General features: G+C 63.5%; 21 protein-coding genes. 11 read left to right on the forward strand and 10 right to left on the reverse strand.

Annotation, left to right across the window (positions count from 1 at the left end; all coding sequences use genetic code 11):
• The 3 genes from JFC13_RS01335 to ahcY are packed head-to-tail and all read left to right on the forward strand — an operon-like array spanning position 1 to position 3,337.
• Positions 1-351: a DUF3499 family protein gene (locus JFC13_RS01335; protein ID WP_232488034.1), complete on the forward strand. Its 351-nt coding sequence runs from the start codon at positions 1-3 to the stop codon at positions 349-351.
• Positions 348-1,832 carry a phosphohexomutase domain-containing protein gene (gene manB, locus JFC13_RS01340; protein ID WP_198395313.1) on the forward strand — a complete coding sequence of 495 codons (1,485 nt, stop codon included), beginning with the start codon at positions 348-350 and terminating at the stop codon, positions 1,830-1,832. Before JFC13_RS01335 ends, manB begins: the two co-directional genes overlap by 4 nt.
• Before the next feature lie 44 nt (positions 1,833-1,876).
• A complete protein-coding gene (gene ahcY, locus JFC13_RS01345) occupies positions 1,877-3,337 on the forward strand; it encodes an adenosylhomocysteinase (RefSeq protein ID WP_198395314.1) in 1,461 nt (486 codons plus the stop codon).
• A 57-nt stretch (positions 3,338-3,394) separates the two neighbouring features.
• Here ahcY and JFC13_RS01350 read toward each other — a convergent pair whose 3' ends face one another.
• A complete protein-coding gene (locus JFC13_RS01350) occupies positions 3,395-4,219 on the reverse strand; it encodes an RDD family protein (protein ID WP_332839307.1) in 825 nt (274 codons plus the stop codon).
• Between the two features lie 93 nt (positions 4,220-4,312).
• Here JFC13_RS01350 and JFC13_RS01355 point away from each other — a divergent pair, with 93 nt between their 5' ends.
• Complete coding sequence (locus JFC13_RS01355) at positions 4,313-5,311, forward strand: stage II sporulation protein M (RefSeq protein ID WP_198395315.1); 999 nt, start codon at positions 4,313-4,315, stop codon at positions 5,309-5,311.
• Between the two features lie 48 nt (positions 5,312-5,359).
• On the opposite strand, the gene JFC13_RS01360 is transcribed toward JFC13_RS01355, so the two are convergent.
• From JFC13_RS01360 to JFC13_RS01380, 5 genes are read right to left on the reverse strand one after another with little or no spacing between them, the layout of a single operon-like run.
• Positions 5,360-6,646: a DUF58 domain-containing protein gene (locus JFC13_RS01360; protein WP_198395316.1), complete on the reverse strand. Its 1,287-nt coding sequence runs from the start codon at positions 6,644-6,646 to the stop codon at positions 5,360-5,362.
• Positions 6,647-7,675, reverse strand: coding sequence for an AAA family ATPase (locus JFC13_RS01365; protein WP_198395317.1), 1,029 nt, complete (start codon positions 7,673-7,675; stop codon positions 6,647-6,649). It abuts the gene before it with no gap.
• Positions 7,672-8,937 carry a DUF4350 domain-containing protein gene (locus tag JFC13_RS01370; RefSeq protein WP_198395318.1) on the reverse strand — a complete coding sequence of 422 codons (1,266 nt, stop codon included), beginning with the start codon at positions 8,935-8,937 and terminating at the stop codon, positions 7,672-7,674. The genes JFC13_RS01365 and JFC13_RS01370 overlap by 4 nt, the downstream gene beginning before the upstream one ends.
• Positions 8,934-9,590 (reverse strand): hypothetical protein, encoded by a 657-nt coding sequence (locus tag JFC13_RS01375; protein WP_198395319.1) that lies wholly within the window; start codon positions 9,588-9,590, stop codon positions 8,934-8,936. The genes JFC13_RS01370 and JFC13_RS01375 overlap by 4 nt, the downstream gene beginning before the upstream one ends.
• Positions 9,587-10,639 (reverse strand): hypothetical protein, encoded by a 1,053-nt coding sequence (locus tag JFC13_RS01380; RefSeq protein ID WP_198395320.1) that lies wholly within the window; start codon positions 10,637-10,639, stop codon positions 9,587-9,589. The genes JFC13_RS01375 and JFC13_RS01380 overlap by 4 nt, the downstream gene beginning before the upstream one ends.
• Before the next feature lie 136 nt (positions 10,640-10,775).
• Between JFC13_RS01380 and mtrA the strand changes: the two genes are divergently transcribed.
• From mtrA to hpf, 5 genes are all read left to right on the forward strand, one after another.
• On the forward strand, positions 10,776-11,456 hold the full coding sequence (mtrA, locus tag JFC13_RS01385) for an MtrAB system response regulator MtrA (protein ID WP_143921237.1): 681 nt from the start codon (positions 10,776-10,778) through the stop codon (positions 11,454-11,456).
• Complete coding sequence (gene mtrB, locus JFC13_RS01390) at positions 11,453-13,477, forward strand: MtrAB system histidine kinase MtrB (RefSeq protein WP_198395321.1); 2,025 nt, start codon at positions 11,453-11,455, stop codon at positions 13,475-13,477. The genes mtrA and mtrB overlap by 4 nt, the downstream gene beginning before the upstream one ends.
• The gene (locus JFC13_RS01395) at positions 13,474-15,195 is read left to right on the forward strand and encodes an LpqB family beta-propeller domain-containing protein (RefSeq protein ID WP_198395322.1); all 1,722 of its coding nucleotides are present in this window, start codon (positions 13,474-13,476) and stop codon (positions 15,193-15,195) included. The genes mtrB and JFC13_RS01395 overlap by 4 nt, the downstream gene beginning before the upstream one ends.
• Positions 15,196-15,255: 60 nt before the next feature.
• The gene (locus JFC13_RS01400; RefSeq protein ID WP_198395323.1) at positions 15,256-15,978 is read left to right on the forward strand and encodes a ComF family protein; all 723 of its coding nucleotides are present in this window, start codon (positions 15,256-15,258) and stop codon (positions 15,976-15,978) included.
• A gap of 66 nt (positions 15,979-16,044) precedes the next feature.
• Positions 16,045-16,704 (forward strand): ribosome hibernation-promoting factor, HPF/YfiA family, encoded by a 660-nt coding sequence (hpf, locus tag JFC13_RS01405; protein ID WP_198395324.1) that lies wholly within the window; start codon positions 16,045-16,047, stop codon positions 16,702-16,704.
• Between the two features lie 76 nt (positions 16,705-16,780).
• On the opposite strand, the gene JFC13_RS01410 is transcribed toward hpf, so the two are convergent.
• The 4 genes from JFC13_RS01410 to JFC13_RS01425 form a co-directional block, all read right to left on the reverse strand.
• Complete coding sequence (locus tag JFC13_RS01410) at positions 16,781-17,890, reverse strand: DUF418 domain-containing protein (RefSeq protein WP_198395325.1); 1,110 nt, start codon at positions 17,888-17,890, stop codon at positions 16,781-16,783.
• Between the two features lie 67 nt (positions 17,891-17,957).
• Entirely contained in the window at positions 17,958-18,599 is a 642-nt protein-coding gene (locus tag JFC13_RS01415) for a response regulator (protein ID WP_198395326.1), read from the reverse strand.
• A 28-nt stretch (positions 18,600-18,627) separates the two neighbouring features.
• Positions 18,628-19,797 (reverse strand): sensor histidine kinase, encoded by a 1,170-nt coding sequence (locus JFC13_RS01420; RefSeq protein ID WP_198395327.1) that lies wholly within the window; start codon positions 19,795-19,797, stop codon positions 18,628-18,630.
• A 40-nt stretch (positions 19,798-19,837) separates the two neighbouring features.
• Positions 19,838-20,404 (reverse strand): hypothetical protein, encoded by a 567-nt coding sequence (locus JFC13_RS01425; protein WP_198395328.1) that lies wholly within the window; start codon positions 20,402-20,404, stop codon positions 19,838-19,840.
• A 152-nt stretch (positions 20,405-20,556) separates the two neighbouring features.
• On the opposite strand from JFC13_RS01425, the gene JFC13_RS01430 reads away from it, so the two are divergent.
• Complete coding sequence (locus JFC13_RS01430) at positions 20,557-21,798, forward strand: winged helix-turn-helix domain-containing protein (protein WP_198395329.1); 1,242 nt, start codon at positions 20,557-20,559, stop codon at positions 21,796-21,798.
• Positions 21,799-21,852: 54 nt separating this feature from the next.
• Entirely contained in the window at positions 21,853-24,555 is a 2,703-nt protein-coding gene (gene secA, locus JFC13_RS01435) for a preprotein translocase subunit SecA (protein WP_198395330.1), read from the forward strand.
• The last annotated feature ends 6 nt before the right edge of the window (positions 24,556-24,561 follow it).

The raw sequence follows: 24,561 nt of genomic DNA on the forward strand, positions 1-24,561 counted from the left end.
ATGACGTACGTGCACGCTGATGCCTGTGTCGTCATCGGTCCGCTGTCGCGTCGCGCCGAGCCCGGTGCCCATGACCTGTGCGCCGACCATGCCGAGAGACTGACCCCGCCTGTGGGTTGGCAGCTCATCCGCATCGAAGGTGAGCAGGCCCCGCCCGAGCGCACCCATGACGATCTGTTGGCCATCGCCGACGCCGTCCGGGAAGCTGCGGGACGTCCCGGAGAGGGCATCAGAGCAGGTGAGGCCGCATCGGCATCGTCGTCCAGGTCGCCCTCGAACTCCGGAGGTCGAAGCGACGGATCGATGCCGGGTCGCAAACACGGCCACCTGCGCATCATCGGCGACTCATGACCGAGTCCATGTCCGGCGCCGAACCCAGTCCCGAACTCGTCGCCGCCCGCACCGCTGCGCTCGAACCCGCAGTCGGTGCCTATGACATCCGCGGCCGCATCCCCGACCAGCTCGATGCCGATGTGCTCTTTGCCCTCGGCTGGGCCACCGCCACAGCCATGTCGGAACTCCATTCGAGCGCCGAGGTGGTCGTGGGACACGATATGCGACCCAGTTCACCCGGTTTCGCCCAGGCCTTCGCCGCTGGCATCGAGGCGGCCGGATATCGAGCGGTGCTGTTGGGTCTGTGCTCGACCGACCAGCTGTACTTCGCCTCCGGGATCTTCGACCTGCCGGGTGCGATGATCACCGCAAGTCACAATCCGGCCGACTACAACGGGATCAAGATCTGCGGGCCACGTGCCGCAGGAGTCAGCCTCGCTTCGGGGCTGGGACGGATCAAGGAATTGGCACCGCAGGCGCCGGCACATGTCGTCACTGACACCTTCCACAGCTCCGCACCCGAGGTCGACGTCGACGCCGATGCCGCCGTGGATATGCGAAAACGCTACGTCGAACGCATCCGGACTCTGACCCACGTCGGCGAGGTCACAGACCTGAAGGTCGTCGTCGACTGCGGCAACGGCATGGCGGGCAAACTCCTCGGAGAGGTCTTCGGCACCGATTCCGGTTACGCGAGTGTGCCCTTCGACGTCATCGGGCTGTTCACCGAACTCGACGGCACGTTCCCCAACCATGAGGCGAACCCGCTGAAGCCGGAGAACCTCCTCGATGTCTCCCGTGCAGTGCTCGACCAGGGTGCGGACTTGGGACTTGCCTTCGACGGGGATGCCGATCGCTGCTTCTTCATCGACGAAACCGGAGCGACCATGTCGCCCTCGGCCGTGGGCGCACTCGTCGCCGAACGTGAGATCGTTCGCGCCAAGGCCGCAGGCATTGCTGAACCTGTGGTCATCCATAATCTCATCACCTCCCGCAGCGTTCCGGCCACAATCGCAGCCGCCGGCGGGCGGGCCGTGCGTTCGAAGGTCGGGCATTCGGGCATCAAAACGCTCATGCGCACCGAACATGCCGTCTTTGCCTGCGAGCACTCCGCTCACTTCTACTTCGACGAGTTCTACGGTGCGGACTCCGGCATGCTCGCAGCCTGCCACCTGATTGCCGCACTGGCGAAGACAGGGGCACCGGCGTCACGACTCGTCGCCGACTACGACCTCTTCGTCCAGTCAGGAGAGATCAACTTCACCGTGGCCGATCCCGATTCGGTCCTCAGCGCCTTGTCGGCCGAGTCGGGTCACTTTCCGACCAACACGGTCGACGATCTCGACGGCATCGGGCTGCAGGGAGACGACTGGTGGATCAACCTGCGCAAGTCGAACACGGAGCCGCTGGTGCGACTCAATGTCGAAGCCAGCGATCCGCAGAGCCTGCGCGAACTGACCGCTCGGGTCAGTGAGTTCGTCGAGGCTCGCAGGCAATAGACTCGAGACAGACGACAACAGTTTCCGTTCCCGATGGAGGTACCGTGCTCGATTCCACCGACTTCAAGGTTGCCGATCTGAGTCTGGCCGAGGCCGGCCGACACCAGATCCGACTCGCCGAACGAGAGATGCCAGGACTCATGGCACTGCGCGAAGAATTCGGCCAGAGCAAGCCGCTGACAGGAGCCCGCATCGCCGGCAGCCTGCACATGACGGTGCAGACGGCCGTGCTCATCGAAACCCTCGTCGCACTCGGGGCTCAGGTGCGTTGGGCCAGCTGCAACATCTTCTCCACTCAGGACGAGGCGGCTGCCGCTGTCGTCGTCGGCACCGGCAGCGTCGATGCACCGGCCGGTGTGCCGGTCTTCGCCTGGAAGGGCGAGACCCTCGAAGAGTACTGGTGGGCCGCGGACAAGATCTTCGACTTCGATGAGGGCGCGAACCTCATCCTCGACGACGGCGGTGACGCCACCATGTACGTCCTCAAGGGCGCACAGGCCGAAGTCGACGGGAGAGTGCCCACCGCGGGCGAGGACGACCCTGAGGAGTTCACAGTCCTACTGGCACAGGTGCGGAAATCACTCGAGGCCTCACCCGGCCGCTTCGCTCGCATGGCTGCCGGCATCAAGGGCGTCAGCGAGGAGACCACGACGGGAGTCAACCGTCTCTATCGCCTGGCAGAGGAAGGGAATCTTCCATTCCCCGCCATCAATGTCAACGACTCGGTGACGAAGTCGAAGTTCGACAACCGGTACGGCATTCGCCATTCCCTGCCCGACGGTCTCAACCGCGCCACCGATGTCCTCATCGGCGGCAAGATCGCCGTTGTCGTCGGCTATGGTGACGTCGGCAAGGGAGCCGCCGAGGCGCTGCGTGGCCAGGGTGCCAGGGTCATCGTGACGGAGATCGACCCGATCTGCGCCCTGCAGGCGACAATGGACGGCTACCAGGTCGAACACCTCGCCACGGTGGCACCGACCGCTGACATCATCATCACAACCACCGGCAACACTCGTGTGGTCGGAGTCGAGGTGCTCCAAAGCCTCAAGCCCGGAGCGATCGTCGGCAACGTCGGACACTTCGACGATGAGATCGATCTGGCCGGGCTGGCCACGATCTCCGGCGTCTCCAAGGTCGAGATCAAACCGCAGGTCCACGAATGGCGCGTGCCCGTCCCTGCCGAACTGGGTCTTGACCGTGAGCAGACGGACTTCCTCGTCCTGTCCGAGGGACGCCTGCTCAACCTGGGCAACGCGACAGGTCACCCATCGTTCGTGATGAGTGCTTCGTTCGCCAACCAGGTGCTCGCCCAGATCGAACTCTGGGTCAGCCCCGATCGCTACGACAACGATGTGCACAGGCTGGCGAAGGAACTCGACGAGAAGGTTGCTCGCCTCCACCTGCCTGCTCTCAGAGCGAATCTGTCCGAACTGTCGAAGGAACAGGCCGAATACATCGGAGTCGACGTCGCCGGACCTTACAAGCCCGAGCACTACCGGTACTGAGCCGCTGATGAGGTGCCTGCCGAGATGGTGCTGAGTCGAATCTGAGCCTGTGGAACCCTAGCGGTTCTGCAGGCTCAGTCCATGTGGGAGGGTGTTGACTCCTGCGCGGAAGGCTTGGGACTGTTCGCTGCGGCGCTGCTGTTTGGCGAACTCGGCGGAGCGTTGCCGGTGGATCACCGCTGACAGGAACTGTTCGGGCATCGTGCCCTCCGGCGGTGCCGGTGCGACATAGGGATTGAGTTCGGTGGCGAGTTCCTTCGCCCGCTCCCAGCGCGATTCGCGGCCCAGGTTCTCCGACATCGACAGGAACTGCACCACCCGTCGGTGCAGTCCGGCAGGCAGAGTGGCGATGTCGGTCTCTGCCAGCCAATTCTGCAGGTGCGGTGAGACATACGTGCGGACCGGTTGGGGCGGGGCGGTGCGTTCGCTGACGGCCATCGTCCCTGCCATATAGTCGCCGAGGCGCTTGGACTGCGGCGAGACCAGCCCGGAGAGGGCAGCCAGGCCGCCACCGGTGGAGAGGATCTCGAAGGGCCAGAGAATGGCGCGGATGAAGGAATGCCTGGCTCGCACGGCTCCACCGTCGTCGCGGACGACGCGCAGGCCGAGGGCGAGCTTGCCGATCGAGCGGCCATGGGTGAGGACTTCGATGATCATCGGAAGGAGCACGAACACCGAGATGCTCATGATGGTCGTGACCGATGTCAGCAGGAGTTCGTTGACGTCGAGGATCTGGAGCAGGAACCAGAACATGGCGATGACGAGACCGATGTTGAGGATCGAGTAGACGATGAAATCGATGAGGCAGCTCAACGCGCGCGCCGCCAGGGCCGCGGGCTGGATGCTCAGCTCGACGGCTTCACCCGTCACCAAAGTACTCACGAATCCATCCTGTCATAATTCGCATCGCCACTTCATGGTGGATCGCCTCGGACACCGATTCTGGACGGGAGGAGTCTCCGATAGGGTTGAACCATGGACCCGAATCTGCTGGCCGAACTGCACGGCGACGAGTGGCGAGAACTGTCCATGCTGGCGAAGAAGAACACGCTCAGTCCGGCCCAGACCCACAGATTCCTCGACCTCTATCGAGACGCATCGAAGGATCTGTCGCGGATCATGACGGTGGCCCCTGACTCTTTGGAGGCTGCGCGGCTGTCGGCGATCGTTCACCGCTCACGCAACCATCTCTCGGCGGTTCCCGCCGGCGGGCTGAGCGGTCTCTCTCGCTTCTTCGTCATCAGTCTGCCGCTGTCGATCTACCGACTGCGGTGGGACTTCCTCATCGTCGCCGTGTGCTTCCTGGCGGTGGCGAGCTTGGCCGGGATCTGGGCTGGCATGCACCCGGAGGTCCTCGAGACCTTCGGCGACCACGCCTTCCGCAAACAGTTCGCCGAACATGATTTCGTCGATTACTACAAAGAGAACCCGAACGGCTTCTTCGCCGTCGGGGTGTGGACGAACAACGCGTGGATCGCCGTGCAGTTCGTGCTCTTGGGCATCACCGGAGTCTTCGTCGTCTCTGGCCTGTTCTCCAACGCAGTCAACGTCGGCTTCTCCGGTGCGATGATGTTCGAGTTCGACCGCGGCTCCGACTTCTTCCTATACATCCTCCCGCACGGAATCCCCGAGATCAGCTGCATCATCCTCGCCGCCGCGGCGGGACTGAGACTGTTCTTCGCCTGGGTGGTGCCGGGGCCGCAGCTGCGGCGGAATAAGCTCGCTTCGGAGGCCAGGTCGCTGCTGACCGTCGCCGGTGGTCTGGTCATCATGCTGTTCATCTCGGGACTCATCGAAGGATTCGTCACCCCGAACCCGATTCCACCGGCCCTGAAGATCGCCATCGGCGTGGCCTATACCGCGCTGGTCATCGCCTACGCCTGGTACTTCGGCAAACGTGCCGCCAGGGCCGGGCTCAGCGCCGACCTCGACGAGCACCAGGCTGGCTACTCGATCATCGCCACCGACCGGTAGAGATCCTCGCCACCGACCGGTCAAGGCCTCCACTGGCCTGTGAAGCGCCTACAGCTTCCCGGTGGCCTTGAGATTGATGTAGAGGTCAGCCAGCGCACCGGGCAGGTCATCGGGACCGGCTTCGACGGACTGGACACCGGCTCCGCGCAGACGAGTCTGCAGTGATTTCGACGTCAGCAGCTCCGCTTCCGCAGCGGCGGCCGTGAAGATCTCATCGGTACTCTCGCGCTTGGACGCCAGCTCACCCAAGCCAGGATCCTCCACCGAGGCCAGCACCACCCGGTGTCGGGCCGACAATGTCGGCAGAACCGGCAGGATCTCATCGGAGACGCTGCCCTCATCCAAAGCGGTGACGAGGACGACGAGGGCATGCTGGCGTGACGTGGCCAGAACAGTCGTCGAAATCTGCTCCCAGTCGGCATCGTAGAGTTCCGGGTGGACCGTCGTCAGCGCCACCGACAGGTCATGGACCGGGTCCTTCGACCGATGGCTTGAGGCGATTGCGCGGATGCGTGCATCGGCGACGACGACATCGACGCGGTCACCTGCGCCAGAGGCCAGGGCCGTCAGCAGCAGAGCAGACTCCAAGGCTGCATCGAAGATCGTGCCGTCTCCGCACCGTCGCGCAGCCAGCCGTGAGGAATCGACGACGATGACGACCCTGCGGTCACGCTCGGGACGCCAGGTCTTGACGACCAGGTCCTGGGAGCGGGCACTGGCGCGCCAATCGATTGAGCGCACATCATCACCGTCGACGTAGTCGCGCAGCGAATCGAACTCCGTGCCCATACCGCGGATCATCACGGCGGACCGCCCGTCGAGTTCTCGCAGCTTCTGCGTCTTCGAGGGAAGTTCGCGGCGAGAGATGAACGGAGGCAGGACCCGCACAATCGCCGGAACATCGAAGCTCTTCTGCCGGGCGATGAAACCGAGGACGCTGCGCGAGCGGATGGTGACCTTGTCTGCGTGCAGTGCCCCGCGGCGCACAGGCAGAAGCTGTGTCACCACCTGCGTGCTCTCGCCTGGGGGTAGGTCGAATCGTGAGCGGGTGTTCTTCGCCCCGGCACTCGGTGACCACGCATCACGGACCGCGATGCGCAGACGTCTGGGGGAGTCGTTGACCACGGTGAGGGCGCAGTCGGTGGCGTCACCCAGTCGGACCATGGGCCCGGGCGTGCGCTGGAGGGCGACCAGCCTCGGCGGGGGTACGAGGAAGAAGTCGAGCAGCGCGACGATGACGATGATGCCGGACACGATCAAGGCACTCGTCCATCCCGGCACGAGCATGACGGGGATGAGCCCGAGCAGGGCCAGCAGGAGCAGTCGTGAGGTCATTCAGCGCGGGACTTCGGTGGTCGCGATGATCGAGTTGAGGACCTGATCGACGTTGAGTCCGTCCATCTGCGCCTCGGGACGCAGGATCACGCGGTGACCCAGGGTCATGTGCGCCAGGGCCTTGACGTCATCGGGGGTGACGTAGCCGCGACCCGACAGCCAGGCATAGGCGCGTGCGGCACCGAGCATCCGCGTGGCACCGCGAGGAGAGACGCCCAGGGCCAATGATGGTGCCTGTCGAGTCGCTCGGGCCAGATCGACGATATAGGTGATGACCTGCGGCGCGATGTAGATCTCGGCGATCCGCTCCCGAGCCTGGGAGATCATGGCCGAATCGACGACCGGCGTCAGTCCCGCCTCGGCGAGGTGGGAGGCGTCGAAGCCGCGCGCGTGACGGTCGAGGATCTCGAATTCCAGGTCACGTTCGGGCAGTCCGAGCACGAGTTTGAACAGGAACCGGTCGAGCTGTGCCTCGGGCAGGGGATAAGTGCCCTCGTACTCGAGGGGGTTCTGGGTAGCTGCGACCATGAAGGGTTCGGGCAGGGCACGGGACCCGCCGCCGACCGAGACCTGGTGTTCCTCCATAGCCTCGAGGAGAGCCGACTGCGTCTTGGGCGGCGTGCGGTTGATCTCATCGGCGATGAGGATGTTCGTGAACACCGGGCCGGGGCGGAACTCGAAGTTCGACACGGATGCGTCGTAGACCAGGGAACCGGTGACATCGCTGGGCATGAGGTCGGGCGTGAACTGGATGCGGGCGTTGTCGAGGCTGACCGAGGTGGCGAAGCTGCGCACCAGCAATGTCTTGGCGACACCGGGCACACCTTCGAGCAGCACGTGGCCCTGGCACAGCAGAGCGATGAGCATACCGGTGACCGCTTCGTCCTGGCCCACGACGGCCTTGGCGATCTGCGTGCGCACATCGATGAACGAATCCCGCAGAGGATCGCGCTCCTGAGCCGGCTGGGGCTGCTGCGGCTGTGCGGGGTTCTGCTGCTGGGCGGAGTTCTCGCCTGGAGCCTGTGTCATGAGATCTCGCTTTCGATGAGAGTGAGCAGATGGACGATGTTCGCCAGATCTGAGTCGGTGCGGGGCACCGCGGAGGAGAAGACCGATTCGACCTGGGCCGGGTCGCGGCCGGTCGCGTTGACGATTCCGGCGATGATGTCGTGGCGGCCGGCCTCAGGACCCAAAGCCAACCGTTTCGCGATGCGCAGAAGGGCACCCGTGCGCAGAGTGTGCAGAGCCCCGGTCCGGTCATGGCTGCGAGCGGCCAGAGCAGCCCGCCCGTGCACCGTCTCCACCGCGGGAACGATGACCGGGAGGCGTTCGACGGCCAGAGGGCCGAACCTGCGGCCGAGGATGAGCAACAGGATCAGCACGCACGGAGCCAGCCACAGAGCCCCGGCGATGAACCAGCTGGGCACATAGTCCAGAGTCGACGGAGCCGACTCGGACTCACCGGATTCGGTGGGGTAGTAGACGACAAGATGGTCGGTCTGTGACAGCTGGGAGAGCACCAGCGAGGCATGGCCCTCCTCATCGATGCCGGCATTGGTCACCCAGTCAGAATTGCCGAGCACGGTGACAGGGAAATCGCCCTTGCCTCCGCCGCCCTCATCGACGATGAGCTGTCCGTGAGCCGACCCGGGGGTGACCTCACCGCCGGCGATCTGAGTGACGCCGGGGCCGGCAAACGGATAGCAGGTGCTCAGCCCCTGAATACCCTTCCGTGCCTCGGCGTACTGCGCATCACCGGTCTCCACCGCACCGGCAGCCTGGGCGGCCGGGACCTCGCAGTCAGGCTGTGAGATCTCATCCGGTGTCGCCAGGGGGCTGAGGCTGTCATCGACCGTGATGCGGTCGGTGAAGTCCTGGACCGAGTAGCCGGGATCGATGAGGGTCAGCCGGTTGTCATTGGCGGCGAGTTGGGACCGGAAGCCGTCGATGTCGCCCTGCGAGAGCAGATCGGCCTTCGTTGGGATCAGGAGTGTCGTCCCGGGCTGGCCCGAGGCTTCATGGGCCGTGTCGAAATCCTCGGTGGTGGTGACATCGGCCCCATGGTCGCGCAACGTCTCGACCATGGCCTTCGTGCCCTCGCGAGCCGTGGAGTCATAGTGCAGCGGTGCCTCGGAGTCACGATCGGACGTCATCAGCATCGTCGCGATCACGGTGATGAGGATGGCGACGGCCGCGACGATCCACACTCCAGCCGATCTCAGTCGAGCCGTCAGGGGCACAGCCGCACTCGACCGTGTGCCTCTGGTGGCGACGTCGATGAGGGCACTCATGATGCCACTGCCGATCGGTGCCGGGGTCTCAGGGCGCTCAAGACCTCATCGAGTGCAAGGAACTCGGTATAGGTCGCAGGCAGCGAAGCGGTTGAGGTCCGGGCCGAGCCCTCGCCGAAGAGGAGGTCGTTGAAGACCTCCGCAACCCGGGCCAGCTCCAGTCGGTGCTCGGGCAGTGCGTCTCCGGCCGTACGGCTGAGCTCGCTGGCCGTCGACGCCGAATCGAGTGTGACGATGTGCTTCTGGGAGAGCACGGCGAAGATGGCGCGTGCGGAGTCGATCACCGCGGACCTCATATCGCCGCGCTGCGCGGCGGCCCGCGCGCTGTCCCTCCAGGGACCGGGCTCAGGTGAGGCGACGACGGGATCGAAGGCCGACAGCGGGAGAGTCGTCTTCCGCAGCCCGACCCGTCGGACCCGCCAGATGATGAGACCGACGATGGCGGCCAGGGCCACGACGACGATGAGGATCAGCCACGGAGAGTTGCCCTGCAGTGCCCCGGAGACGATCGAGTTCCAGATGTCGCTCAACCATTGTCCGAGCTGTTCCAGAGGGGTGAGGTCGGTGTCGGAGTACTCCGTCCTCGACAGTTCGTGCTCGACCCACTCACGGCCGGTGTCACGATCGATGACCGAACTGCTCAGCAGGCTCATGCGGTGCCCTCCTCGCGACGGATGAGGACCAGGTCGAAGCCTTCGGAGCGCATGCGCTGGTCGAAGTAGCAGACACAGACGAGGCACGAGAAGTAGGCGAAGAGAATCGCCGAGGACACGGTCGTCAGGAGCAGGAGAATCGCTCCCGCGATGACGAGGATGATCGTCATCGACATGGAGCTGGCGTCAGCGGTGCCGATGGCGATCGTGGCGATCACGGTGATGACCGTGACGAGGGGCGTGATGACGAGCTGAACCAGTTGGTTGGACAGGAAGTAGCCGAGGCCCAGCTGTCCGAGGGTGCGCCAGAAACCTGTGCCGGTCAGGCTCCAGGAGCGCTTCAGCCCGGCACGTACACCCAGCCTTTCGACGGAGATCGCGGACCCGGTGAAGGCGAATCGCAGGTTGAGCCAGATCAGGGCGCAGAGCCAGAGACCCAAAGCGATGAAAGCGGTGACGATAGCGAGGACCATGTTGTCGAACAGTGCGAAGAGAAGAGAAGGCAGTCCGAGCAGAATGAGCAGACCCAGATTGATCGCGCCCAGGAGCGCTGCGGCGAGGATCAGTGACCACCGGCGCCCGCGCAGAGACATCCACGACTGCGTCAGCGTGGTCTTGCGTGCCCCGAACGAGCTCTCGGTACCAGCCGCGGCCAGCCCGGCAAGGAAATGGGCGACGCCGAGGCTGAGCAGGCTGATCGCGAACGATCCCATCTGCGCGAGCAGGAAGAACCCGGACATCGCATCGTCATTGCTGAGAAGATCGTTGAGGAAGGGCAGGAACTCAAGGACGACGAAGGTTCCGACGGCAGTGAGGAGGAGAGTCCAGAGCGTGAACACGATGAGTGCCGCACCGATGGTGAGGCCGGGGACGAAGCGCAGAAGCCGGAAACCGGAATCGAGCACCTCGAAGAAGGTCAGCGGTCGTTTGGCCAGGACTCCACGCGGGGAAGGCGGGTGCCATTCGTGATGCGTCGGGCCCTGACCTCGTCGTTGCCACTGACCGGTCTGCCAATCGACCTCGGAGGTCCACGCATTCGATCGTCCCATCACCAAGCAATCCTGCCATGTTTCGCAGTCCGCCGCCGAGTCGAATCGCCCCCTGAAGTCGAGTTCACAACGTCTGCGTTCACGGGTGGGGGTGTCGAGGTCGAAAGATTGGACTCTCATAAGCGACAATGGACAGATGAACGCTCGTATCCTCGTAGTTGATGATGACACGGCTTTGGCCGAAATGATCGGAATTGTGCTCAAAAGTGAAGGCTTCGAGCCCTTTTTCTGCGCTACCGGTGATCAGGCCTTCGGAGAATTCGAGAAGGTGAACCCGGACCTCGTCCTCCTCGACCTCATGCTGCCCGGAAAGGACGGACTCGAGGTCTGCCGAGAGATCCGCGAGATCTCCTCGGTGCCGATCATCATGCTCACGGCGAAATCTGACACCGTGGACGTCGTCCTCGGCCTCGAATCCGGTGCCGACGACTACGTTCCCAAACCCTTCAAGCCCAAGGAGCTCATTGCCAGGGTGCGAGCCCGCCTGCGGATCTCCGAACCTCAGGCGCCGGAGCTGCTCACCGTCGGCGATGTCGTCGTCGACGTTGCCGGTCACACCGTGACCAAGGGCGGTTCCCCGATCTCACTGACTCCGCTCGAGTTCGATCTGCTGGTGGCCCTGGCCCGCAAGCCATGGCAGGTCTTCTCCCGCGAGACCCTGCTCGAAGAAGTGTGGGGATACCGGCACGCTGCGGACACGCGCCTCGTGAATGTGCACGTGCAGCGTCTGCGTTCGAAGATCGAACGCGACCCGGAGAAGCCAGACATCATCGTCACCGTTCGCGGCGTCGGATATAAGGCAGGCAGAGCGGCGTGAGTCGCTCCTCGGCTGTGGGTGGAGCGATCCGCACCGCAGCCCCGGCGATCCGGACGTTCTGGAAGTTCCTCCTCCGCTCGTTCAGTCATTCCCTGCAGCTGCGGATCGTCGTCCTCACCATCGTCCTCACCTCCGTGGCCATCTTCGGGGTGGGGACGTACATGTCACAGCAGATTTCGCGTGGCCTCTTCGACACTCGGCTCCAGTCCCTGTCGTCCCAGGCCGGGACCATCGTCTCCGAGCTGCGCAGCCTCGCCCCCGTCGACGGACAGGCCGTCACACAGGAGAATCTGAGCTCTCAGCTGTCGTCGATCTACAACCGGTCGACCGGATCCGTGTATTCGCTGACCTTGGAGCCCAGCGATCCGAACTCCTCGTTTTCGACGGTCAGTGCCGGGTCGACAGACTCCGACGGTGCGGCAACCGAAGTTCCCATCACCGATGAGCTCAAGGACGCCATCGGCAAGGCGCCGACCGACGATATGCTCTACCAGTCGGTGGCGCTTCCCGATGGGTCCGGCCCCGGTCTCCTGATCTCCCAGGAGCTCCAGATCCCCAACGCCGGTCAGTTCCAGCTCTACTATCTGGGCGACTTGTCCGAGCAGCAGGACACCCTCGACTTCGTCCAGAGGTCGATGCTCGTCGCTGCCCTCGTTCTCGTCGTTCTCGTGGGTGCTGTGGCGTGGATCGTCACTCGACTCGTCGTCACACCTGTGCGCACCGGCGCCGAGGTGGCACGTCTGATCGCCGATGGTGACCTGGACGAACGCATGCCCGTCCACGGCAATGACGAAATCGCGGTGCTGGGGGAGTCTTTCAATGACATGGCCGATACCCTTCAGCACCAGATCCAGCAGATGGAGCGACTGTCAGTCCTCCAGCGCCAGTTCGTCTCCGACGTCTCTCACGAGCTGCGCACACCTCTGACCACCATTCGGGCTGCTGCGGACCTCATCTACGACTCCCGTGATGACCTCGATCCCGTCACGGCCCGAAGCGCCGAGCTGCTGAATTCGCAGGCCGAGAGATTCGACAATCTCCTCTCTGACCTGCTTGAGATCTCCCGTTATGATGCGGGTGCCGCTGCATTGGTGGCCAAGCCCGTCGACGTTGGAGCCATCGTCACCTCGATCATCGAGACAGTGTCGATGGTGGCCGATCAGATGCACACGAACATCGTCGTCCATGCCCCGTCTTCGCCTGTGATGGCCGAAGTTGATCGCGTGCGCATCACCCGGATCGTGCGCAACCTCGTCGTCAACGCGATCGAGCACGGGGAGTCGAACCCGATCGACATCTATGTCGCCTCCAACGCCGAGGCGGTGGCCGTGAGTGTGCGCGACCACGGTGTGGGAATGAACGACGAACAGGTCGAGCACGTATTCGACCGCTTCTGGCGTGCGGATCCCGCCCGCAAACGCACCCTGGGCGGATCTGGTCTGGGACTGGCGATCTCGCTCGAGGACGCCCACCTGCACAACGGTTGGCTGCAGGTCTGGGGCAAACCTGAAGAAGGCTCATGCTTCCGTCTGACGATCCCGCGCCGTCCCGATCAGGAGATCACCTCCTCGCCTCTGCCTCTGCCGCCTCGGGATGCCCAGATCCAGGGTGCAGCCCTCGTGGCCGGTCCGCTGTCCTCGGACGGTTCCGTGCGGATCCAGACCGGATCCATTCCCATCGTGGTTGAGACCGGTCAGACTCCTCCCACCGACGAAGGGTATGTTGATGTGCCCGAGGTTGTCCGCAGTCACGCTGACATCATCGATGACGACGCTGAGAGTTCGGATGCCGAGGACAGCTCCAAGAACTCCGAACCCGCAGACGACGTACTCGACGACGCCGACGCAGCCACCGATACCGACGAAGCCACCGATACCGCTGAATCCACCGAGCGCGCCAACGACGCAGACACCGATTCCGATGCAGACACCGAGCATCCAGTCGACGACACTGACCTTGACATCGACATGGACACCGTTTGGCCCCCGGATGCAGCACCCAAAGGAGGATCGCAGTCATGACGACGTCCCGAAGTAGGAAGGGTCTGCAGATGCTCATCCTCGCTGTCTTGGCCAGCCTGGCGCTGGGGGCCTGCTCCTCGATCCCGAGCAGTTCGCCGGTGGGACACATCGAGGCAGGATCCGGTGACCCGGGTGCCAGCAGCGCTCGGATCCCAGACGGACCCGAACCCGGCGACAGCGTCGGTGACATCGTCCGCGGCTTCCTCTCCGCCGGCGCGGGAACCGGAAACAACTTCTCTGTCGCCAAGTCCTTCCTCACCGAGGCCGAGGCACAGGAGTGGAACCCGCAGGAATCGGTGTCGCTGCTGCCCAATGACACCGATCTGGATTCGGTCAACCAAAATATCACCTCCGACCAGAAGACACTGACGATGTCTGTGCCGGTCGTCGGACTCGTCAACTCGTCGGGAATCTTCAACTCCGCCAAATCGGGTACCCAGTCGAACCTGGAGTTCTCCCTGCGCCAGGAGAATGGTGAATGGCGCATCGCCTCGGCGCCCGACGGTCTGCTGATATCCCAGACAGAGTTCCAGACGATCTTCCTCAACTACTCGCTGCAGTTCTTCACCTCCGACTACTCCTACCTGGTTCCCGACTCCCGCTGGTTCCTCCGCTCCTCGTCGACGCCGACAGCACTCATCAACGAACTCCTCAGCGGCCCGGCCTCATATCTCTCGGGCGCGGTCGTGACGTCGATACCCGACGGAGTGAAACTCAGCGATACGAACGTGGTGACCATCGAGAACGGCGTAGCGCACATCGCCCTGAGCAACCAGGGAGACGCGCCGACGGACCAGGAGAAGGGAATGATCCGACAGCAGATCGCATCGACGCTGAAGGTCATCCCCTCAATTTCGAGCATCGAACTGACCATCGGGGGACAGGCCGTGTCGGAGAGTCTGCAGCCGAAGACCGACTCCTCGGTCCAGGTCGACGGCCCCCCGGTGGTGCTGGCCAAAGACCGGCTCTCACGCATCTCGGGCACAACCGTGGCGAAAGTCGAGAACAGTCCGGACCTGTCTAAGGCCAAGGCCAGCGACCCGGCGGTCTCGTTCGACGATTCGCTCTACGTCTACCTGCAGAACTCCGGGAAGGAGCTGATGCGCCTCAAGGCCGACACCGTTGACGCGACTCCGATCCTCAAGGGCAAGAGGCTCGTACGCCCCAGCATCGATCGGTTCAACACGGTCTGGACCGGGGAACGCGACAATAAGGGAAAGCTCACGGCCATCGGCGAAGACAGCAAGGAGTACACGATCGCCGCGGACTTCCTCTCCGGTCGAGACCTCATCGATGTGGAAGTCTCCCGCGACGGCACTCGGATCGCGCTGTTGAGCAGGCACAAGGGAGAGCCCTCACGCATCGACGTCGTCGGCATCCCGCGGGACAAGGCGGGAAATCCGTCCAGCGCCGTGTCCGACGCGCCGATCGAGGTCGGGTCGAACTTCGACGAGATCAAGGACATCTCCTGGGCCGGATCGACCTCGCTGGTGGCGTTGGCCGCAGCGGAGGGCGAACGAGTCCAACCGTTCCGCATCGGGGTCACAGGGCCTCCTGCACAGCTGGGAGAGGTCCCCGACGGCAGTCGGATCGCCTCCGGTGAGGACGGTCGTTCGATCCTGGTGACGAGCTCATCCGGAGAGATCTACTCTTACAATTCCAATGCTTGGCAGAAGCTCATCGACATCTCGGCGAAGTACCCCTCCTACCCAGGCTGAGGCTTCGGAGAGTCGGAGACAGCGGCCCCGCCCGCAGACGCGGCATAGTAGATTTCTCCCATGGGACTGCTGACCGAATTCGGCGAACTCTTCCTGCCCCGCCGGTGTGCCGGCTGCGGGCGGGAGGACGTCTCCCTGTGCACTGCGTGCCTGAATCTGCTCGGGGGCATCCCGCGAGCCATGGAACCGAGATACGGTCAGATTCCCGTCGTCGGAGTCTCAGAATACAGCTCGCAGATTTCTCATATGGTGGTCAGCTTCAAAGACAACGGCCGCCGGGACATTCTCGACCCTCTTGCCCTGGCGCTGGCCCGTTCTGTCACAGCAGCCTTGGAGTTGGCTCATCATCCGGGAGGTCGGGTCAGGCTCTTTCCTGCGCCGAGCTCCCCGCGGGCTCTGAGACGCCGAGGAGGTTCCCACACCGCAGCCCTGGCTCGCCGTGCGGGAGAACTCGTCCCAGAACTGTCTTTGGAGGTGATCGACGTCCTCCTCACCAGACGCCATCACGATCAGGTCGGTCTGGGAGCCCATGCCAGGGAGCGCAACGTGGCGAAATCGCAGTATCTCAACCCGGCGATACTGCCTTCGATGTTGTCTGGGGAGGGCGGTGAAACCGCGCTGGAACCCGGTGTCGATCTTCTCGTCGATGACTTCGCGACGACCGGAGCGACTCTGGCAGAAAGCGCAAGGGTATTAGCATCGGTGCAGATCAGACCCGTTGCAGGAGCCGTTCTCGGTCTCGGCCGCGGGGGCACTCGATTTGTCTCTCCCTTTACTGTATAACGGGGGATACCCATCCAAGGGAATGGGATCGGATGAATCCGAAGAACGAGTCGCTAAGGACGCATCATGGACATTGTTGTCAACGGACGTCAACTGACCATCTCCGACAGCTTTCGCGCCCACATTGAGGACAAGATCGCGAAGGTCGAGCAACTTGCACCCCGAGCCCAACGAGTCGAGGTACACGTCGCTCATGAGAAGAACTCCCGTCAGCCGGAGACGAGCGAGCGAGTAGAGCTCACGGTCGTTGCGAAGGGCCCGGCCATCCGTGCGGAGGCCATGGCGAGCGACAAATATGCAGCGTTGGATCTGGCCTGGGCGAAGCTCGTCGAGCGATTACGGCGCGCCAGAGACCGCAACAAGGTTCCTCGAGCCGGTCACCACCGGAAGGAATCCACAGCCGAGGCCCTGGCGAAGATGCCCGTCGCCGAGTCTCTGGTTCCCGATGAGGGCCAAGCGATCGACGCGAACGAATCCGCGAACAACGATCAGACGAATGGCCGCATCAAGGCCGAAGGCGACTCACCCGTGGTTCTGCGTGAGAAGACATTCGACGGCGCTCCCATCGGCATCGAAGAAGCGCTCAACCGTATGGAGCTCGTCGGACACGACTTCTATCTGTTCATCGACGAGGAGTCGAGCAAACCCTCTGTCGTCTACCGTCGCAAGGGCTGGAGCTACGGTGTGATCACTCTTGATCACGAACTTCAGGGCGTCGCCGACTGACCTGAACACTCGAGAAGCACGATCGCCGAGGTGGGAACCCCACCTCGGCGATCTTCGTCTGCGGTCGAATCCGATCTCAGGCCCGAACACCCTCGCGACCCCAGGTGACCAGGCGCCAGAGCTTCTCCAGCGGTCCCTGTCCGATGAAGCGCAGCCACAGCGCCGAGACGACGATCTGGATGACCATGATGCCGACGCAGACGATCACGCCTGCCAGATATCCGCCATGGTCATCGAACTGAGCCAGGTCCGGTTCAACCGCCTTGACGGCGAGCATGAGCAGCGTGGCTCCGATGTAGTTGCTCAGCGCCATGCGACCCAGCGGTGCGAAGACCGGCCGCAGAACCGCCTCGGCGGGGGTGAGCATGAGCAGCATGACGATGACGACAAGGCTCAGGGCCATGGTGATGCCCAGTCCGGCAGTCATCCACTGGTGCAGTTGGCGGGTGTGGAAGTCGGTGAGGAGGAAGCCGAGGACGGAGATGGTCGCGCTCAGCGCACCGGTCAGGGCCAGCCAGCCCGGATGACGCAGAGCACGGCGAACCATGTCGGTGTACCCGAGGGGAAATCCCAGTAAGAACAGGCCCGGGATGATGACGAGTCCTCCACCGGACCACACACCTGCGGCCAGGAGCAGCGCTCCGCCGAGTGCGGACGACACTGCCAGGGCCCGGGCCGGTATCCAGGTCGAGGGAAGCAGGATGACGATCGCCGCGATCGCATACGGCAGCAGAGCTTCACCGGGCTGTAGGAGCATGTGGCCGGCACCGAGGAGTCCGAGGAACAGGAATCGGCGCAGCAGCGCCAGTCTGGGGCGGGGGCTGCAAGCCGTGGCGGAGTTCCACATGATGCCGAAGCCGATGCCGAAGAGGACGGAGAAGATCGGGAAGAACCGGTTCTGCACGAAGTCCTGCTCGAAAGCGCGGAGGCTCTCGACGGCGCCGGATTCGTCGAGAACGCCGAGGCCGAAGATCGGCGGGAGATTGACGATCATGATCCCGCACAGGGCGATTCCACGCAGCACGTCGAGAGTCGCAATTCGGGCCCTGCCTGCAGGGCGGCGCGTGGCGGTGGCAGGGGCGCCGATGTCGATGGCGTTGCCGGTGTCGATGTCGATAGCGGAGTAGGTGTTGGTGGCGGCGGCTGTGGGTGCGGACGATGGCTGGTCGTTGGTGTCTGAACTCATGACTTCCATCCTGGTCGAGGCCCGACGTTGCCCGGATCGGCACAATGGCTGGAAGTGTGAGCAGGGGTCAGCCGTTCGGCCGATTCATCACGCCCGACTCCCACATCCGAGCGGCGATCTCGACTCGATTGCGCGCGGCGAGACGTGTCTGGATATTGCCCAGGTGACTCTTCACGGTGCCCAACGAGATGGAGAGCTCGGCACAGATCTCCTGATTGGTCCGTCCCCGCGCCACAAGGCGAGCGACATCGTTCTCCCGCTCGCTGAGGCCGGCAACACGGTCCTCACCGCTTCTGCTGTCCTGGGAGCGGCGGCTGAGCAGATCCAAGGTCAGTGACGGTGAGATCAGGGCGTCACCGTTCGCGGCGGCTCTGACTGCGGCCAGCAGCAGGTCGGGCCCGGCATCTTTGAGGAGGAATCCGCTGGCACCGCCGGCCAGGGCTGCGTCGACGTAGTCGTCATCGTCGAAGGTCGTGACCATGATGACCTTGGAGATCGGCGTCAGGCGGGGCAGCGCCGCAAGACCGTCGAGTTTGGGCATGCGGATGTCGAGGAGGATGACGTCAGGACGTTCGCGCTTGGCCAGCTCGATGGCATCGACCCCGTCAGCGGCCTGCCCGACCACCGTGATCGACTCATCGGCGTCGAGGATGAGTGAGAATCCCATCCGCACCATTTCCTGATCGTCGACCAGTGCCACTGAAATCACGTTCGTCCTCCGTCGCCTCGTGTCGGACTCATCCCTGAACTCTCGAGGTCAAGGGTATCCGAGTCTCGAGCACCCAACCCCCGTCCCGGCTGGGCCCGGCGAACAGATCCCCGCCGAGGTGGTCGACTCGCGCGCGCAGACCGCGCAGGCCCGTTCCGCTGCCGGAACCGATCCCACCGGAACCGGGACCGTTGCCTACAATGAGGACGATGTCATGACCGGAGCGGTCCCCGGGCCTCGCCGAGGTGGTCGATCCGGGCCTCGCCGAGGCTGTGGTGAAGACGCGGACCATGATCGGCACCCTGGCTCCCGCATGCCGACGGATGTTCGTCAGCGCTTCGGCCAGCACACGGTCGAGCACGGGCCAGATGGTGGAGGGAACCGCCTCGGTGTCGGTGCCATCGATGTCGATTCTCAAGTCCTGGGCACCGGTGAAGCCGTTGGCCCGGTCGAGGAGGGCCTGGATGCTGGAGGCGACGGGGGCTCGGGCCCCGGACTTGCGTGAGTCGGTCGCGGTGTTTGAGACCAATGACCGGATCTCGTCCAGCGCTCGGGTCCCCGATTCCTCGATCTTGACCAGAGCGGTCTTGAGGACTCGGGGGTCCTCGCTGCGCACCGCAGCCTGGGAGAGGACGACGATGCCGGTCACCTCGTGGGCGACCAGATCGTGGAGTTCGGTGGCCATCCGACGTCGTTCCGCCTCGGCGGCGGTGGCATGGCGTTCGATGAGGGAACGGTCGATCATGCGCAACAGCAGGCCCAGGGCCAGGCTGACCACGATCGCGGTGGAGGCACCGAAGGCGAAGGTGAGCCCGTCGGCCCAGCCCATCAGGCCGGGTTCGACGATATTGCCCACGGACAGCAGGATGAGAACCAGCAGCTGCGTGCGGGTGGCGAACCATCGAGCGAGCATCACCACCGTCACCAGACTCAGCCACATCACGGTCAGGCTCAGAGTCGAGGCGAAGACGACGGGGACGAGGGCGAGGAGAAGGAGGAGGGCGGCCAGCGACAGCAGACCGAGGCGCGGGGTCCTGCCCCCGGTGAAGCGGGATTGGGTGAGTACCAGGATCGGCAGGACCGTGGCCAACGCGAACAGGTTGGCGATGACGAGCAGCCAGCCCGAACCGGTGAGCAGTTCGAGCAGGAAGGTCAGGGGCAGTGGAAGAAGCCACAGCCACGTGATCACAGTCTTCATCGATTCCCAGTCTAGTCGGGCCTGCTGCTCACCCTGCGGATCATCCTGCAGCGTCGCAGTCGGGGGAGGCGTATTCGAGTTCGACGACGACGCCGGAGTCCGTGACAGCAGCACCCTTGACCGTGACGTCCTGATCCAACTCGATCTGACCGGCGCGGTGGCCATCGGCGAACAGCTGCAATCGGTCGCCGGCGGTGTCGGCGGAGAAGGTGACTGTGGAACCGTTGATCATCGCGGCCTCTGTGAACGACCCGTCAGCCCGTTCGATCGGATCGACATCACCGTCCGGGTGGTCGAAGGTGACGAACCGTGACAGGCGGTCCGCATGACCCAGACTGAGTCGGTGGACGAGCAGCTGGTCCTTGTTCGTTCCGGCCTGCAGCCTGAGATCGACATAGGTGAGGTCTGCGGAGTCGGCCATGGCGTAGAGGATGTAGGGCCTGCCATGGACATCGATCGCCGTGGCATCGGTCCCGCAGGCGTCGAGGAAGTCCTCAACCTGTGCTTCGAGGGAGAGCTTCGACTGGTGTTCCCAGACGAAGAGAGCGCCGATGGCGGCGGCGATGAGGCAGAGTGCAGAGGCAAGGACGATGACGGCTTTCTTCATGGTGGGTGTTCGTTCCTTCTGTGAGCAGTTGCGGTGACAGTGACGATCCTTCCGGTCTGGGGGTGGGTCCGGCTTCGGCCGAACGGCTGATCCTGCTCGGCCGGATGGACGGATTCCGAGGCCGTGTCAGTGCGGTGTTCTACTGTGGGTCCATGCAGAAGATGACACTGTCGGCAGCGCGCAGGACGGCGATCGCTGCGACCGGCCTCGACAGGCAGCGCCCGGCTCAGGTGACTGCTCGGCACTTGAAGTCGACGTTCGCGAGAATGGGGCTGACCCAGATCGACTCGGTCTCCCGCGTTGTACGTTCGCACTACCTGCCCTACTATTCGCGCCTCGGACCGTATCCGCGTGAGACCCTCGATCGACTCTTCTACTCAGCACCCCGCATGGGCGTCGAATACTGGGCCCACGCAGCGGCCTTCGTCCCGCCGGAGACCTACCGTCATTTCGAACGCACCAGAGCCGAGTGGTGGCGCAACGACTACGGTCAACGGCACCCCGACAGCGGCCCGGAGTTCCGGGCTCTGCAGCGATCGGTCCTCGACGTGCTGGAGTCGGGACCGAAGACAGCACGCGGGGTCGCAGACCTCGTCGACCATGAGATCCCCGAACGCAACCGCGATCATTGGGGTTGGAACCCCAGCCAGGTCAAGATGGCGCTCGAAGCACTGTTCGCCGGCGGCGTCATCAGCGCCGTGGGCCGCAACGATCACTTCGAACGCGTCTACGCCCTGCCACACGATGTCAATCAGACGCTGCCGGCGCCTCAACTCGCATACGGTCCCGCTGGCGGCCCTGAGGTCGGTCTCGATCCCGAAGCCGCACGAGCTCGCGGAGTCTCAGGCACTGCCAACAATGTGCTCGAGCTGACACGGATTGCGGGCCAGGCACTGGGCATCGCCCGCCCGGACTGCCTGGCAGACTACTTCCGGCAGGCACGCGCCACCACCGATGAGGCGATCGGGTCGCTGGTGGCCTCCGGCGAACTCCTCGAAGTCGACGTTGAGGGGACTCGGGCACTGAAGTGGCATTCGGCGAGAACTCCTCGCTCCGTCTCGGCCAGAGCCCTCCTGGCTCCATTCGATCCACTCGTCTTCTACCGGCCGCGAATCGAATGGCTCTTCGGCTTCCACTACCGGATCGAGATCTACACTCCGGCCAAAGACCGGGTGCACGGGTACTACGTGCTGCCGTTCCTCCTCGGCGAACGTCTCGTCGGTCGAGTCGACTTGCACCGGGACCAGGCAGCCAACACACTTCGGGCGCTGAAGGTGACATGGGAACCAGGCGAAGAACACGAGGAGGAACTGGCACTGGAGCTGCGTGAAATGGCGAAGTGGCTCGGATTGGGGGCTGTGGATATGAGCGGTACTCACCTGCCATTAAGCTAGGGAATATAGAGTCGTTCGAGTTGTTGTCAGGCATTCATGCCGATTAGGAGAAAAGTGGCTAATTTCCTCGAGAAGCTTCTGCGCACCGGTGAGGGACGCACGCTGAAGAAGCTCCGCCAGTACACGCATGCGATCAACGCGCTGTCCGAGGAGTTCAGCGAGATGTCAGATGCTGAGCTGCGGGAGGAAACCGATCGTTTCAAGAAGCGCTATCAGGAGGGGGAGACCCTCGATTCGCTGCTTCCCGAAGCCTTCGCCGCCGTCCGTGAGGCATCGGGCCGAACCCTGGGCATGCGCCACTTCGACGTCCAGCTGATGGGCGGGGCGGCACTGCACCTGGGCAACATCGCTGAGATGAAGACAGGTGAAGGCAAGACGCTGGTCGCGACGGCGCCGGCCTACCTCAATGCACTCACCGGCGGTTCCGTGCACATCATCACGGTCAACGACTACCTGGCCACCTATCAGTCCGAGCTGATGGGCCGCGTGTTCAGGTTCCTGGGGATGGAGACCGGCTGCATTCAGGCCAACATGTCCTCGGACAACCGTCGTAAGCAGTATGCCGCGGACATCACCTACGGTACGAACAACGAATTCGGCTTCGACTACCTGCGCGACAACATGGCCTGGTCTGCCGATGAACTTGTGCAGCGCGGACACGCATTCGCGATCGTCGACGAGGTCGACTCGATCCTCATCGATGAGGCTCGCACCCCGCTCATCATCTCCGGTCCGGCCGAAGGCGATGGCAACCGCTGGTACGAAGAGTTCGCCAAGGTCGTCAAACGGCTCAAGACCGACCGTGACTACGAAGTCGATGAGAAGAAGCGCACCGTCGGTGTGCTCGAACCCGGCATCGAACGAGTCGAGGACTACCTGGGCATCGGCAATCTCTACGACGCAGAGAACACCCCGCTGATCAGCTTCCTCAACAATGCGATCCGCGCAAAGGAACTCTTCAAGAAGGACAAAGACTATGTGATCCTCGACGGTGAAGTCCTCATCGTCGACGAACATACCGGTCGTGTGCTCAAGGGCCGTCGTTACAACGAGGGTCTGCACCAGGCCATCGAGGCCAAAGAGAACGTCAAGGTCCAGGCCGAGAACCAGACCCTGGCGACGATCACCCTGCAGAACTTCTTCCGTCTCTACGAAAAGCTCTCCGGCATGACCGGTACGGCAGAGACCGAGGCCGCGGAATTCATGTCGACCTACAAACTCGGCGTGGTCCCGATTCCGACGAACAAGCCGATGCAGCGCGTCGACCAGTCGGATCTCGTGTACAAGAACGAGGTTGCGAAGTTCGACGCCGTCGTCGATGACATCGCTGAGCGCCACGAGACCGGACAGCCGGTCCTCGTCGGCACCACCAGCGTGGAGAAGAGCGAATACCTCTCCAAGCATCTGAAGAAGCGCGGCATCCGCCACGAGGTCCTCAACGCGAAGAACCACGCAGGTGAAGCCTCCATCATCGCCTTGGCGGGTCGGAAGAATGCCGTGACCGTGGCAACGAACATGGCCGGTCGCGGTACCGACATCATGCTCGGTGGCAACGCCGAGTTCCTCGCTGTGACCGAGATGGAGGAGCGGGGCCTGGACCCCCAGGAGAACGAAGAGCAGTACGAGGCCGAATGGCAGGACGTGCTCAAGGCAGCGGAGAAGCGAGTCAAGACCGAAGCCAAGGAGGTCGTCGAATCCGGTGGCCTGTACGTCCTCGGCACCGAACGTCACGAATCCAGGCGCATCGACAACCAGCTGCGTGGACGTTCCGGACGCCAGGGCGACCCCGGTGAGAGCCGTTTCTACCTGTCTCTGACAGATGACCTGATGCGGCTCTTCGGCTCCGGTGCCGCTGAGCGGATCATGGCCACCGCCAATGTTCCCGACGATGTTCCGCTGGAATCCAAGATGGTGTCAAGGGCGATTCTCTCGGCACAGTCACAGATCGAACAGCGCAATGCCGAACAGCGTAAGAACGTCCTCAAATACGATGACGTGCTCAACCGTCAGCGCACGGTGATCTACGACGAACGGCGTCGGGTCCTCGACGGGGCAGATCTGGAAGAACATGTCGCGAAGTTCCGTGAGGAAGTCATCGACGCCTATGTGGCGGAGGCAACCACCGGACCGGTCGAGGACTGGAAAGTGGGCGAACTCTTCGAGGCGCTGGGCAAGATCTATGAGCCGTCCATCACTGAAGAGGACCTGGCCGAAGAGGTCGGGGGAATCGGCAACCTGACGAAGAACCGGCTCAACCGGGAGATCCAGTCGGACATCGGGGTGTTCTACGAACAGCGGGAAGAGGCTCTGGGCGAAGAGGCCACCCGTGAACTCGAACGACGGGTCGTGCTCTCGGTCATCGACAAGCGGTGGCGCGAACACCTCTACGAGATGGACTACCTGAAGAACGGCATCGGTCTGCGTGCCATGGCGCAGAAGGATCCGCTGGTGGAATATCAGCGTGAAGGCTTCGACATGTTCAAAACCATGCAGGATGGGATCAGGGAGGACGTCGTCCGCCTCACCAATACCCTTGAGGTGACCGTGAACCGTGTCGAGGATGATTCTGACGACGATTCCGAGGTCGAAGTCGACGCGGCTGAACTGCGTCACACCACACCCAAGATGCAGCTGTCTGCCCCATCAGAGGCCGGTTCGACCTCGTTGTCCGAGTCTGAGGACGAAGATGCCGGGAACGCAGCCGATCAGCCGGCCAACCGTGCAGAACGTCGCGCGATGAAGAAGGCGAAGAGCTGACCAGTC

Source organism: Brevibacterium antiquum, from assembly GCF_016107655.1.
Lineage (GTDB): Bacteria > Actinomycetota > Actinomycetes > Actinomycetales > Brevibacteriaceae > Brevibacterium > Brevibacterium antiquum.